Source organism: Leifsonia sp. L25 (assembly GCF_050632895.1).
Map to the genome: position 1 here is coordinate 804,039 of NZ_JBODRZ010000003.1, position 12,362 is coordinate 816,400.

Genomic DNA, 12,362 nt, shown 5'->3' on the forward strand with positions numbered 1-12,362 from the left:
GGTGCGCTCCGCCCCGGCTTGTCACTTGGTCTTGTAGATATCTTCGACGTGATAGTTGCCGAGCGGCGTCACGTGGAAACCCTTGACCTTGTCGGTCGCCGCGTAGGCGTACGGCGAAGTAGTAGGTGTATGCGAGGAAGGCATCCTGGCCGGTCAGCTTCTGCAGCTCGGAGTAGAGCTGCTGGCGCTTCGCCGTGTCGATCTCCTGCTGCGCCTGCTTGTTCAGCGCGATCACCTGAGGGTTGTCGTAGAAGGTGAAGGCCGACTTCGCTCCGCCGTTCGGGTCGACTGCGAACGTGGTCCACTCGTCGGGGTCGGGGATATCCATCGTCCACGCCGAGAGGGTCATGTCGAAGTCGGACTTCAGCCTCGCCTGCTTGTTGGCCGTCGGATCGAGCTGGGTGATCGTGACCGCGATGCCGAGCTTCTTCAGCTCGGACTGGAGGATCTGCGCGACCGACGCCTGGTTCGCGTCGCCGGAGCGGATCAGGAGGCTCGTGCTGAACCCGTTGGGCACGGACGACTTGGCCATCTCGGCCTTCGCCTGGGTGGGGTCGTAGGTCGGCCCTCCGGCGTTCTTGTCGTAGAACGGCGTGCCGGGCGAGAGCAGCGAGTTCGCCGCGGTCCCGTTGCCGAACAGCACCGCCTTGACCAGCGCCTGCCGGTCGATCGAATACGCGATGGCGCGGCGCACGTGCACGTCGTTGAACGGCGCGCGCTGCTGGTTGAAGGCGACGTAGTCGATCTGGGTGGAGGGAAAGCGCTGGCGACGATGCCCGGCGTGCTCTTCAGCGAGGCGAAGCTGGACCAGTCCGGCGTGTCGTCGATGTCGATCTGGCCGCCCTGGAGCTGCAGCTTGCGCGTGTTCGCGTCGGGGACCACGTTCCAGGTGACGCTGTCGAGCGACGGCTTTCCCGCCTGCCAGTAGTGCGTGTTCTTGACGAGCTTGAGGTACTGGCCCTTCTTCCACTCGCCCCACGCGAACGGCCCGGTGCCGACCGGCGCCTGGTAGAACTGATCGGCTGTCTTGCCGCCGTAGTTGGCCGGGACGATGGCATTGCTGAACAGCGAGAGATCGGCGATCAGCGGGGCCCAGGCGTACTTCAGCTTGATCGCAACGGTCTGGTCGTCGACGACGGAGACGTTGTCGATCGCGGCGTTGATGTAGCCCCATCCGGTGTCGGCGGTCGCGCTGTCGGCGTCGATGGAGAACTTGACGTCCTTGGCGGTCATCGGGGTCCCGTCCGAGAACGTGACGCCCTTCCGTAGTTTGATCGTGTATGTGAGCTTGTCGGGCGAGACCGTGTAACCGGTCGCGAGCAACGGCTTCACCGTCGAGCCGTCGTCACTGACCGTGAAGAGCGGCTCCATGATCTGCTCGAAGGTGAAGATCGACGGATTGTCGAATGTGGTCGTGTTGTTCATCGACACGGCGTCGGCCGGCCGGGCGATCACAAGATCGCCGCCCTTGACGGGCGTCGAACTGGTGGATGCCCCACCACCGGCACTGCATCCTGCGAGGACCAGCGCAACGGCGCCGGCGAGCGTCATGACTCCGACGCGCGTGAATCTCTTCATCGACTTTCCCTACTCTGCTCCTGCACCCGCGTGGTGCGGTTGTGGCGTTGGTCAACTTTGTACCAAATAGAACAGAAATGCAACAGACAGTTCAGATTGTTATGTTCATTACAAGTAGTTAGCCTGGATTCGTGATAGCGCTCCGCCTGTTCCGGAAATGCGACTTCGAGCTCATGCGCTCGTGGGCCCCGACTCCGGAGGATGTCTTCCTGTTCTCGGGATCTGAGAAGAACTGGCCGTTGAGCGACCGCCTCCTCGAGAGCTGGGCCTCATCCAGCTCGCGCCGGGCGTGGACGTGCGTCATCGAGGCCGAGAGCGCTGCCATCGGCCACATCGAGGTCGTGACCGTCGGCCCGGGTCACGGGCAGTTGGCCCGCGTTCTGCTCGCCCCCGAACGACGGGGCTCCGGGCTCGGCCGGGCGATGGTGTCCGCGGCGATCGACGACGCAGTCCGGAGTGGCATGAGGACACTCGACCTCAACGTCATCGACGGCAACCAGGCCGCGCTGGCCACATACCGGGGGCTCGGCTTCACCTCGCTCGGCCCGAACCCCGACCACCCGGGCATGACGCGAATGCGCCTCGTTCTCGAGACCGGAGCACCGTGCCGACCAGAGGGCGCGACACCATCCCTGTGACGAAGGAACGGTCCGCCGCCGTTCTCAGAATCGAACAGCGACGCGTTGCACCGCCTCGCTCGGGCCGCAGACGTCGTCGACGCTCTCGATCACGGCTCGCGACACTTCTCGCGTGCCGGTGCGCTCCGAGACGAGGAGGCGGAGTCGATCGCTGACAGCGATCCTGGTCGACTGGTAGTCGGCGAGGACGTCTTCGGTCTCAGAAAGCCAGGTGACGTCGGCGAGTTCGGCTGCGCCGGGAGTCGACGCCGCGGACTTCGCCAGAGTCGACAGCGCGTGGTGTCCGGCGGATGTCAGGTGTGAACAAACTCGCGCGTGCCCGCTTCGTGAAACAACGCCGCTTTCACCCTGTGCCACCGCCCCTCCGCTCGAGATCGCCACGACGAGGAGTCCCGTCAGGACGACAGCGACTGCGTGTTTCATTTCTCACCCTCCCCGTGGAAGCGTGCGCCGGGCTCGCATACCCGGCGCACGCCGAGTCACAGGTGCGAGAGCGGAGGAACATTGCACTGAATCTCGACTCACAGCGTGAGCAAACTCGATGTTGCCCGGTGACCCACGCGGCCAGGCCGCGCACTGAGACGATTCCGGTTCTGCGTGAGCATGACGCGTGAGCGCTCGCGGATTCTGCGATGGGGCGATGTGAGGGTTCGCTCACGGCCGCGGAGTCAGCCGTGATGCTCGGATCCGTCCCGGCCCCCGCCCGGAGGCCTCACGTCATAGTCACCGCCCGTCACGCTCTCTCCACTGCCGGCACAGATCACCCCGCCTGTGCCGGCCGCGGCCTGCACGGCCTGCGCGCGGGGCGTCCGGAGAAATACGGGTACGTCGGACGCCCCGCAAACCCGCGTCTCGCGTCTCCTCGGCGGCGCGCCCGGCAGAGCGAGAAGAAGAACGATGGCATCGACGGACGCACTGGCTCCCTCCCTGACACCCACTGGCTACCGCCCGCCGAGCGTTCGGTCCTGTTCACGGCGCGGAAGAACGCGCTTGTCGGCTATGCGGCCGGCGTCGTCCAGTTCGCCGTGTGCCTTGCACTCGTTCTTGCGAGCCGATCATCGCAATTCGGTGCGGTCACGGGCCTTCCGTCGGTCGGGGCCGGCATCGTGTTCTGGATCGGTTTGTGCGGTGCGACTATCGCGGTAGGTGGTTCGATCCTGCTCGCAACGGCGACGCGGTTGCCGCGGTGAGTCGGTCAGCGGCCTCACTCACGCGGGAAGCCGCAGCACCCCGTCCACCCTCCGCGGGATGCCGAGTGGGTTGTCCTCCCGTAACTCCGGCGGCAGCACGACGTCCGGCGCGTCCTGGTACGCGATCGGTCGCTGGAACCGGCGGACGGCCGTCGCCCCGACCGAGGTGTGCTGGGAGGTCGTCGCCGGCCACGGGCCGCCGTGATGCTGCGACCAGGCGACCGCGACGCCCGTCGGCCAGCCGTCGAACAGGAGCCGGCCCGACCGAGCGCCGAGAACCTCCACGAGGTCCGCGATGTCCTCCCCGGCTCGGCGTGGATCGTCGCGGTGAGCGAGCCGTCAACGCGAGGGAGCGCAGCAAGCACACCCTGGGCGGTGTCGTACCGCACGAGCAGGGTGACCGGGCCGAAGACCTCAGCGCCGAGCACCTCGTGATGGGCCACGAAGTGGTCCAGGCCCACCGCGTAGACGGCGGGCGCAGGCGACTCGGTTCCGCCTCCCCCGGCGAGGAGCCGGACACCGGGGACGGCCGCGAGCCGGTCGACCCCAGCGCGGAAGCCGCGGTCGATGGCGTCGGTGAGGAGGCGGTGCGGCACTGCGCCCACCTGGGCGGGCAGGGCGGCCTCCAGTGCCGACCCGCTCGGCACGAACACGAGGCCCGGCTTGGTGCAGAGCTGTCCGGCGCTGCCCTGGAACGAGGCCGCCAGGCCGGCGGCCAGCGCCTTCCCCCGTGCGGCGTCGGCGGCCGCCGTGACGACGACCGGGTTGACGCTGCCGAGCTCGCCGAAGAACGGGATCGGCTCCGGCCGTGCCGCCGCGCGATCCGCGAGCGCGCGGCCGCCGGCCACCGATCCGGTGAACGACGCCGCCGCGACCAGGGGGTGCTCGATCAGCTCGATTCCGACCGCACGCGACGAGCCGTCCTCGGTGGCTCCGACCAGGCCGAAGAGGCCCTCCGGCGCCCCGGCCTCCCGCAGCGCGTCGACGACCAGCTCCGCCGTCCGCGCCGAGAGCCGGGGATGTCCGGAGTGCGCCTTCACGACGACCGAGGCCCCCACGGCGAGCGCCGACGCCGTGTCGCCGCCCGCGACGGAGAACGCGAACGGGAAGTTGGAGGCCGCGAACACCGCCACCGGGCCGACCGGCCGCAGCATGCGGCGCAGGTCGGGGCGCGGTGGCACGGCCGACCGAGCCGCGTGGTCGATGGCCGCCTCGACGTACGAGCCCTCCTCGACCACCGCTGCGAACATCCGGAGCTGGTTCGTGGTGCGGGCCACCTCACCGCTGAGCCGGGCCTCGGCGAGACCGGTCTCGGCCGTGGCGAGGGCGACGAGTTCGCCGCTCGCCGCGTCGAGGCGGTCCGCGACGGCGCGCAGCCAGTGGGCGCGGTCGCCGGGCGTGCTGCGCGCGCTGGTACGGAAGGCCACGGCGGCCGCCCGGACGACGCAGTCCACCTCGGTGGTGGTGAGAGTGTCGGTCATTTCGCTCCTCGGAAGGCTCGTGGTCGATTGGTGGTCAGCGGAAGCGCAGCCCCAGGCCCCGTGTCGCGCCGCCCTTCGCGACGCCGTGCTCGATCACGACCCCGCTCGGCTCGGTCAGGGCGCCGAGGTCGGCGAATCCGGCGTCCTCCACCACCTCCACCAGGGTCGGCTGCGGCAGCGCGAAGGCGAGCTGCGCGGACAGCTCGGGCAGCAGGTGGAATGCGGCCCCGGCGCCGGAGGACGCCGCCAGCTCGGCGATGCGCAGGGCGGGCGTGATGCCGCCGACGCGGACGATGTTGGGTTGCACGACGTCCACGGCGCCGCTGTCGAGGTATTCGGCGAACCGGTGGACGGTGTGCAGGTTCTCGCCGAGAGCGATCCGCACGCCCGTGCGACGGCGCAGTTCCGCGTGACCGCGCAGGTCCTCGGCGCGCAACGGCTCCTCCAGCCAGGCGATCCGCACGGGTTCGAAGGCCTCGACCGCGCGCACCGCCCGGTCGAGGTCCCAGCGCTGGTTGGCGTCCACCATCAGCGCCCGGTCCGGCCCGATGACCTCGCGGACGGCCATCAGACGCTCGAGGTCTTCGGCCAGGTCGGGCTTGCCGACCTTCACCTTCACACCGTCGAACCCGGCCGCGGTCCAGCGGGTGGCCTGTGCGGCGAGCTCGTCCAGCGAATAGTGGAGGTTGACCCCGCTTCCGTACGCCGGCAGGGCGTCATGCCGGCGGCCGAGCAGATCGATCACCCCGCGGCTGTCACGGCGGGCGGCGAGATCCCAGAGCGCCAGGTCGAGGCCCGCGAGCGCGATCGTCGTGACCCCGCCGCCACCCGCCTCATGCAGGTGAGCCCACGACTCATCCCACCAGCTCGGCTCGGCGGGACGGCCGCTCGCGAACCTCGCCAGGTCGGTGTCGATCAGCGCCTGCACGGCGGTGCCGCCGATCGAGGGGTCCACGAGAAGCCGTACCCCTGCTGCCCGCTCACGTCGGCGACCACCACCTCGATGACGCGCACGTCGGTCACGTCGGCGCCCCACGGCCGCCGCAACGGGATGGTGATCAGGCGGGTCCGGATGCTCGCGATGCCCGGCACGCTCACAGCGCGTCCCGCCCGGCGGCGAGCAGCTCGCGCAGCCGCGCGGTCTGCTCCGGCGTCGGGTCGGTGAGCGGCGCGCGCACCGGGCCGACATCCAGCCCCGCCAGCCGCAGCCCGGCCTTGATCAGCGACACGGCGAACCCGGGCGTCTCGTCGCGCAGCCGCACGAACGGCACGAAGAACCGGTCGAGCAGGAGGCGCTGCCGCGCTCCGTCCCCGGCGCGGTAGGCCTCGAACCAGGCAGTGGCGATGTCGGGCGCCATCGCGAACACTGCGGACGAATAGAGCGGGACCCCGATGGACCGGTACGCCGCCTGGCTGACCTCGGCGGTCAGCAGCCCGTTGAAGAAGAGCAGCTCGCGACCCGCGCGCTCGGCCGCGAGCACGAACCGCTGTGCGAGCGCGATGTCGCCGACGCCGTCCTTGATCCCGGCGACCTGCGGGAGGTCGAGGAGCCGGTCCACGGTCGGCTCGGTCAGCGCGGCGTTGCCGCGGTGGTAGACGATGAGCGGCAGCTCCGTCGCATCGGCGAGGGCCTCCACATAGCGGAGCAATCCGGCCTGCGGCGCCTGCACCAGGTACGGCGGCATGACGAGCAGCCCCGTGGCACCGCGCGCGGCGGCGGCGACGGCGGCCTCGCGCGCATGGCCGAGCGGTCCGCCCACCCCTGCGAGCACCGGGACGGCGCCGGCCGTGGCCGCGACGGCCGTGCCGACCACGGCCTCGACCTCGCCGGCGGAGAGGGCGTGATACTCCCCCGTGCCGCACGCGGCGAACACGCCCGCGGCGCCCGCCATGACGCCGGAGGCGACATGCTCGGCCAGCAGCGCGTGGTCGATCCGGTCGGCCCGGTCGAACGGCGTCACGGGGAAGAACAGCACCCCGTCGCCGAATTCCAGGGCGGTCATGCGGACAGCTCCTTCCGGTCGTCCAGCTCGGTGCGCCAGCTTCGACGTGCCCGCCAGCCCAGCAGGCGCTGCGCGCGCCCGCTCGAGAAGACCGGGTCGGTCGGGCCGAGCCGCCCCGCCAGTCCGGCGGTCTCGGGCACGAGCCGGGGCAGCGCCTGCGCGACCGGCCCGGAGACCAGGGAGTCCCCGGCGCCGACGAAGAACACCGTGCCGTTCGGCGCGGCGTCCGGCTGGGTCAGCCAGGCGAGGACGAACTCGCCCGCGTCGCGGGCGTCCACGTAGTTGAACAGCGACACCGCCGCGAGCGACGGGTCGTCCAGCCGCTCCCGGATGCTGTGGCCCTGCTGTGTCGGTGCGCCGTCCCACTCCTCCGGCGCGATGACGAAGCAGGGGCGGAAGACACCGAGCCGGAGCGGGGTGCCCGCGCGGACCCGCGCCGCGACGAGATCCTCGATGGCGACCTTTGCGAGGGCGTAGGCGTTCCAGGGCGCGACGGGGTGCTCCTCGGTGATCGGAAGCTCCGCCGGCGCCCACCCGCCTGGCGCGTTGTAGCCGATCACGGTCGGGCTGCTGCAGAGCAGCACCGAGCCGACGCCGGCCTCGACCGCGGCCTCGAGCACCGTGAAGGCGAGCGAGGTGTTGGTCTGGAAGATCACATCGTCCGGAGCGCTGAACGGCACGGCGATACCCGCGAGGTGCACGATCGCGTCCGGCGGCGAGGCGGCCAGCGCGTCGCGCAGCGCACCGTGCTCGGTCAGGTCGCGCACGAGCTGGGTCGCGGGGAGGTCGTCGACGGCGACCCGGTCGACCGAGACCACGTCGTGGCCGGCTGCGGCGAGCACGGCGACGACACTGCGCCCCAGCCGGCCCGCACCTCCTGTGACGAGATAGCGGCTCATCGCCCCGTGCTCCTGAGTGCGTCGACCCGGAGTGCTTCGGACGCCGGCCCCAGCACGAGATCGGCGGTCTTCACGGCCTGCCCCGTCGCGAGGGACCGGTTGCCGGCGAGCCCGACCGCCATCGAGCGGACACCGTCCGTCCAGGAAGCCGCCCGACCGAGCGGGTCGTGGCCGCCGCCGGCGAAGACCTCGCGCAGCAGCTCCGCGTCCCCACCGCCGTGGCCGCCGGCGGCTTCCGGTATCGGCACGTCGACGGCCGAGCCGAAGTGCTCCTGCACGACGATACGTTCGCCGACGGGCCTTCCGCTCTCCCGGTCGACCCGGTCCGGGTTCGCGCTCGGGTCGACGACCGTGCGGCCGTCCGCGCCGAGAAGCACTGCGCCGCGCTCGACGACGGTGAGCTCCGCGCGGCCCTTCGTCCCGTTCACCCCGACGGTGTAGCCCTCCCAGGGCGAGTGCGCGTTGAGCGAGTAGGACATGGAGGCGCCGCGCTGGTAGTCGACGACCAGCGACAGCGTGTCCTCGATCGTGATCCCCGGGTCGAAGACGTCGCGGTCGCGCAGATAGCCGTCGTGGCCCTCCTGCTCGAGATAGAGCCCGCGCAGCGCCGGGTCCGCGCGCAGGTCGAGGCTGAAGGCGTCGCGCAGCGGCGAGTCGCCCGTCCCGCGCGACGGCCGCGGACCCAGCCCCCGGCGAGCGGCGTTCTCCGCGCCGTAGAAGCGCAGACCTCCGCTCGCGAAGACCCGCGTCGGCGCGTCGGAAAGCCACCAGTTGACCAGGTCGAAGTGGTGCGACGACTTGTGGACGAGCAGGCCGCCGGAGTTCGCCTTGTCGCGGTGCCAGCGCCGGAAGTAGTCCGCTCCATGGGCGGTGTCGAGCAGCCACTCGAAGTGAACCGAAGTGACCTCGCCGATCCGCCCGGACGCGATGACCTCCTTGAGGGCGCTGTTGCGCGGGGAGTACCTGTAGTTGAAGGTCACGGTCACCGACCGGCCGGTGCGCTCGACCGCCTCGGCGATCGCGCGCACGCCGTCCTCGGTCGTGGTGAGCGGCTTCTCCACCACGACGTCGGCTCCGCCCTCCAGCGCGGCGACCACGTAGCCGGCGTGCGTGAAGTCGGGCGAGGTGACGATGACCCGCTCGACGTCGTGCGCCGCGATCGCCGCGGCGAGCTCGGCCGGGGCGAACCGCGCCGGAGCGGCGACGCCCGCGGCGGTCAGCCGCGTCTCGTACCAGTCCAGCCGTCCGGTGTTGGTGTCCGCCCAGGCGACCAGCTCGGCGACATCGGAGTGCGGGCCGGCGATCGCGTCGAGGTACATCTGGGCGCGCGAGCCGGCACCGACCAGCGCGTATCGGATACGGGTGTTCATAGCTCTCTTCCGGTTACTTGTTGCCCGTCGTGCTGATCCCTTTGACCAGGAAGCGCTGGCCGAGCAGGAAGGCGACGAAGAGCGGGACGAGGGAGATCACGGACATGGCGAACATCCCGCCGTAGTCCGAGGTGGACTGCTGGTCGACGAAGCCCTTCAGTGCGACCGACACCGGAAAGACGTTGGTCGTCCGCAGGTAGATCAACGGCCCGAAGAAGTCGCCCCAGGTCCAGATGAAGGTGAAGATCGCCGTCGTCGCCAGCGCGGGCACCATCAACGGGAGCGTGATCTGGACGAACGAGCGCAGGTGACCGGCGCCGTCGATCCGGGCGGCCTCGAAGAGCTCCTTCGGGAGCGCCCGGATGAACTGCACCATCAGGAAGACGAAGAACGCGTCCGTCGCGAGGAACTTGGGCACCACCAGCGGCAGGAACGTACCGAGCCAGCCGAGCTGCTTGAAGATGACGAACTGCGGGACCAGCACCACGTGCATCGGCAGCATGATCGTCCCGAGCATGATGACGAAGAAGAGCGCGCGGAACCGAAAGTTCAGCCGGGCGAAGGCGTAGGCCGCGAGCGAGCAGGAGATCAGATTTCCGATGATCGCGCCCACCACGATGATCGACGAGTTCATCAGGAAGACGCCGAACGGCAGGCCCTGGGATGTCCAGCCCTTCACGTAGTTCTGAAGGGTCAGGTCGTTCGTGACGATGCTGAGGTCGGTGAAGATCGCGTCGTTCGGCTTGAACGAGGAGACCACCAGCCAGATCAGCGGGTAGATCATCACGATGGACAGGGCGATCAGGCCGGTGTGCTTGAGGACCGAGCCCAGCCGGCGGCGGGTGCGCCGCCTCGACGGGCTCTCCCGCTCCGGCAGCGGGGCCGGTGCAGTCAGGGTGGTCGCGGAGGACTCCTGGAGTGCGGTCATCTCACCGGCCTTTCGTCGTCGTGGATGGTGGAGGAGGGCTCAGTCGTCATAGAAGACCCAGAACCGCGAGAGCCAGAAGTTGAGCGCGGTCAGGCCCGCGATGATGACCAGCAGCACCCAGGCCATCGCCGACGCGTACCCCATGTGGAGCTGCGTGAAGGCCTGCTGGTACAGGTACAGCGTGAAGAACATGGTGGAGTCGGACGGGCCGCCGCTGCCTCCCGAGACGATGTACGCCTGCGTGAACGACTGGAACGCGAAGATGACCTGCAGCACCAGGTTGAAGAAGATGATCGGCGTGAGCAGCGGGAAGGTGATGGAGAAGAACCGTCGCGCCTTGCCGGCGCCGTCCATCTGCGCCGCCTCGTAGTACTGCTCGGGGATCTGGCGGAGGCCGGCGAGGAAGATCACCATCGGCGAGCCGAACGTCCAGACGTGCAGGACGATCAACGTCCCGAGCGCCGTGTTCGGGTCGGAGATCCAGCCGGGACCGTCGATCCCGAAGATCGAGAGGAAGCCGTTGACGATGCCATTCTTGCCGAACACCTGTGCCCACAGGATCGCGATGGCCACCGAGCCGCCGAGCAGGCTCGGCAGGTAGAAGATCGAGCGGTAGAACGCGAGCCCGCGCATGCCCCGGTCGAGCAGCACTGCGATGGCGAGCGCGATCACCAGCTGGAGCGGAACGCCGACGCCGACATAGACGAGCGTCACACGTAGCGAGTTCCACAGCCGGTCGTCGCCGAGCATCTGCGTGAAGTTGTCGAAGCCGATCCACTTCGGCGGCTGGAGGAGGTTGTACTTGGTGAACGCCAGGTACAGCGAATACAGCATCGGCCCGATGGTGAAGACCACGACGCCGACCAGCCACGGGGCCAGGAAGGCGTACCCCGCCCTGTTGTCGGTGAAGCGCGGCTTGACCGTTGGACCCTTGCCGCGGGCCGCCAGCGCGACCTTGCGCAGCTCGCCGAGACTGCTCACGAGACCTCCTCGTCCGGACTCCGAGTCGAGAAAGCGTTTTCTCGAAGTGCGTCGATTCTGACGGCTCGACGCGGGGATTGTCAAACGATACGTTTCTCGACGGCGCTAGTGTGGGACCATCCCGAGTGGATGGCGTCTCAACTGGGGAGACGCGGCCGACCCGGGAGGAAGGGCGATCTCATGGCGCGGCGTTCCCGCACGGCGACCATCTCCGAAGTGGCGGCGCACGCCGGCGTCTCGCCGGCGACGGTGTCGCGCGTGATGAACGGAATCTTCCTCGGCGAGCCGGCCGTGGCCGAGCGGGTGCGGGCCTCGGCGCGCGAGCTCTCCTACGAGCCCAGCCACCTGGCACGGTCCCTGGCGCTCGGGCGCACCAAGGCGGTCGCCTTCCTGGTGCCCGACCTCGCCAACCCGACCTTCCAGGAGGTTCTCTCCGGGTTCAGCAAGACGGCGGCGAAGGACGGTTACCGCGCCCTCGTAGCGGACTCGGCCGAGTCCCCCGAGGATGAGGAGCTGCTGGCCACCGAACTCCGCCGACGGACCGACGCGATCGTGCTGTGCGCGCCCCGCATGCCCGAATCCGACCTCCGGCGCCTGTCCGAGGCACTGCAACCGCTCGTCGTCATCAACCGGCCGAGCGCTCTGATCTCGGCGCCGTCGCTCTCCGTGGACTACCAGTCCGGCATCCAGGACCTGGCGCGGCACCTCTACGACCTCGGCCACCGCCGGTTCGCGCTCGTGCTCGGGCCGGAGCGGAGCGTGTCGACGGCGCAGCGACTCCGGGGCATCGAGGAGTTCAGCCGGGCCGCCGGCGACGTGGACGTGACGAACATCCAGGCCGGGGCGAGCCTCGAGGACGGCCTCGACGCCGCTCCGGCGGTCCGCGACTCCGGTGCCACGGCCGCCCTGGCCTTCAACGACCTCGTCGCGATCGGGCTTGTCAACGGACTCGCCGACCTCGGTGTCCGGGTTCCGGAGGACGTCTCGGTGACCGGCTTCGACGACATCCCGTTCGCCCGATTCTGTGCACCTCCGTTGACGACCGCGTCCGTCCCGCACCGGGACCTCGGCGTCGAGGCGTGGCAACGGCTGCGTGCGCTCATCCAGGACGAGCGGCCGGCGCACAACCTCGTCTTCCAGCCGCGTGTGGAGGTCCGCGGGTCGACGGCCGTCGCGCCGGGCTGAGCCCTTCCGGACCCTCGACCGCCTCTCCAGCGTTGACACAGGTGTCGACGCGCTGCTACTTTCACGAGAAAGCGGTTTCTCGTAATCGGTCCGTACAGCTTCGATCAGC

At 69.7% G+C, this 12,362-nt stretch carries 11 protein-coding genes and 2 pseudogenes; 2 read left to right on the forward strand and 11 right to left on the reverse strand.

The window, feature by feature from the left end; translation table 11 throughout:
* Window positions 1-21: 21 nt before the first annotated feature.
* Window positions 22-144, reverse strand: coding sequence for a hypothetical protein (locus tag ACRAWC_RS07765; protein ID WP_431349499.1), 123 nt, complete (start codon window positions 142-144; stop codon window positions 22-24).
* 193 nt (window positions 145-337) lie between these two features.
* Window positions 338-1,578 (reverse strand): annotated as a pseudogene (locus ACRAWC_RS07770) (ABC transporter substrate-binding protein); the annotation flags it as partial.
* A 131-nt stretch (window positions 1,579-1,709) separates the two neighbouring features.
* Here ACRAWC_RS07770 and ACRAWC_RS07775 point away from each other — a divergent pair.
* Window positions 1,710-2,216, forward strand: coding sequence for a GNAT family N-acetyltransferase (locus ACRAWC_RS07775; RefSeq protein WP_431347205.1), 507 nt, complete (start codon window positions 1,710-1,712; stop codon window positions 2,214-2,216).
* Between the two features lie 24 nt (window positions 2,217-2,240).
* Here the strand turns inward: ACRAWC_RS07775 and ACRAWC_RS07780 are convergent, their stop codons facing one another.
* The 9 genes and pseudogenes from ACRAWC_RS07780 to ACRAWC_RS07820 all read right to left on the reverse strand — a co-directional run bounded on the left by ACRAWC_RS07780 (window position 2,241) and on the right by ACRAWC_RS07820 (window position 11,068).
* Complete coding sequence (locus tag ACRAWC_RS07780) at window positions 2,241-2,639, reverse strand: hypothetical protein (RefSeq protein ID WP_431347206.1); 399 nt, start codon at window positions 2,637-2,639, stop codon at window positions 2,241-2,243.
* A gap of 785 nt (window positions 2,640-3,424) precedes the next feature.
* Window positions 3,425-4,887, reverse strand: a pseudogene (locus tag ACRAWC_RS07785) (aldehyde dehydrogenase (NADP(+))).
* Window positions 4,888-4,921: 34 nt separating this feature from the next.
* Window positions 4,922-5,842 carry a mandelate racemase/muconate lactonizing enzyme family protein gene (locus ACRAWC_RS07790; protein WP_431347207.1) on the reverse strand — a complete coding sequence of 307 codons (921 nt, stop codon included), beginning with the start codon at window positions 5,840-5,842 and terminating at the stop codon, window positions 4,922-4,924.
* Entirely contained in the window at window positions 5,803-5,985 is a 183-nt protein-coding gene (locus ACRAWC_RS07795; RefSeq protein ID WP_431347208.1) for a hypothetical protein, read from the reverse strand. The genes ACRAWC_RS07790 and ACRAWC_RS07795 overlap by 40 nt, the downstream gene beginning before the upstream one ends.
* Window positions 5,982-6,890: a 5-dehydro-4-deoxyglucarate dehydratase gene (locus ACRAWC_RS07800; RefSeq protein WP_431347209.1), complete on the reverse strand. Its 909-nt coding sequence runs from the start codon at window positions 6,888-6,890 to the stop codon at window positions 5,982-5,984. The genes ACRAWC_RS07795 and ACRAWC_RS07800 overlap by 4 nt, the downstream gene beginning before the upstream one ends.
* Complete coding sequence (locus tag ACRAWC_RS07805) at window positions 6,887-7,789, reverse strand: NAD-dependent epimerase/dehydratase family protein (RefSeq protein ID WP_431347210.1); 903 nt, start codon at window positions 7,787-7,789, stop codon at window positions 6,887-6,889. Before ACRAWC_RS07805 ends, ACRAWC_RS07800 begins: the two co-directional genes overlap by 4 nt.
* Complete coding sequence (locus tag ACRAWC_RS07810; RefSeq protein WP_431347211.1) at window positions 7,786-9,159, reverse strand: Gfo/Idh/MocA family protein; 1,374 nt, start codon at window positions 9,157-9,159, stop codon at window positions 7,786-7,788. The genes ACRAWC_RS07805 and ACRAWC_RS07810 overlap by 4 nt, the downstream gene beginning before the upstream one ends.
* Window positions 9,160-9,172: 13 nt before the next feature.
* Window positions 9,173-10,087, reverse strand: a complete 915-nt coding sequence (locus ACRAWC_RS07815; RefSeq protein ID WP_431347212.1) for a carbohydrate ABC transporter permease — start codon at window positions 10,085-10,087, stop codon at window positions 9,173-9,175.
* A gap of 39 nt (window positions 10,088-10,126) precedes the next feature.
* A complete protein-coding gene (locus ACRAWC_RS07820; protein ID WP_431347213.1) occupies window positions 10,127-11,068 on the reverse strand; it encodes a carbohydrate ABC transporter permease in 942 nt (313 codons plus the stop codon).
* A 180-nt stretch (window positions 11,069-11,248) separates the two neighbouring features.
* Between ACRAWC_RS07820 and ACRAWC_RS07825 the strand changes: the two genes are divergently transcribed.
* Window positions 11,249-12,253: a LacI family DNA-binding transcriptional regulator gene (locus tag ACRAWC_RS07825; RefSeq protein ID WP_431347214.1), complete on the forward strand. Its 1,005-nt coding sequence runs from the start codon at window positions 11,249-11,251 to the stop codon at window positions 12,251-12,253.
* Window positions 12,254-12,362 lie beyond the last annotated feature (109 nt).

What these genes read in the sequence shown, in the direction of transcription:
- ACRAWC_RS07800 (WP_431347209.1), bottom strand. Translation starts at nt 6,890, where the DNA reads ATGACCGCCCTGGAATTCGGCGACGGGGTGCTGTTCTTCCCCGTGACG.
- ACRAWC_RS07815 (WP_431347212.1), bottom strand. Translation starts at nt 10,087, where the DNA reads ATGACCGCACTCCAGGAGTCCTCCGCGACCACCCTGACTGCACCGGCC.
- ACRAWC_RS07825 (WP_431347214.1), top strand. Translation starts at nt 11,249, where the DNA reads ATGGCGCGGCGTTCCCGCACGGCGACCATCTCCGAAGTGGCGGCGCAC.
- ACRAWC_RS07780 (WP_431347206.1), bottom strand. Translation starts at nt 2,639, where the DNA reads ATGAAACACGCAGTCGCTGTCGTCCTGACGGGACTCCTCGTCGTGGCG.
- ACRAWC_RS07765 (WP_431349499.1), bottom strand. Translation starts at nt 144, where the DNA reads ATGCCTTCCTCGCATACACCTACTACTTCGCCGTACGCCTACGCGGCG.
- ACRAWC_RS07810 (WP_431347211.1), bottom strand. Translation starts at nt 9,159, where the DNA reads ATGAACACCCGTATCCGATACGCGCTGGTCGGTGCCGGCTCGCGCGCC.
- ACRAWC_RS07805 (WP_431347210.1), bottom strand. Translation starts at nt 7,789, where the DNA reads ATGAGCCGCTATCTCGTCACAGGAGGTGCGGGCCGGCTGGGGCGCAGT.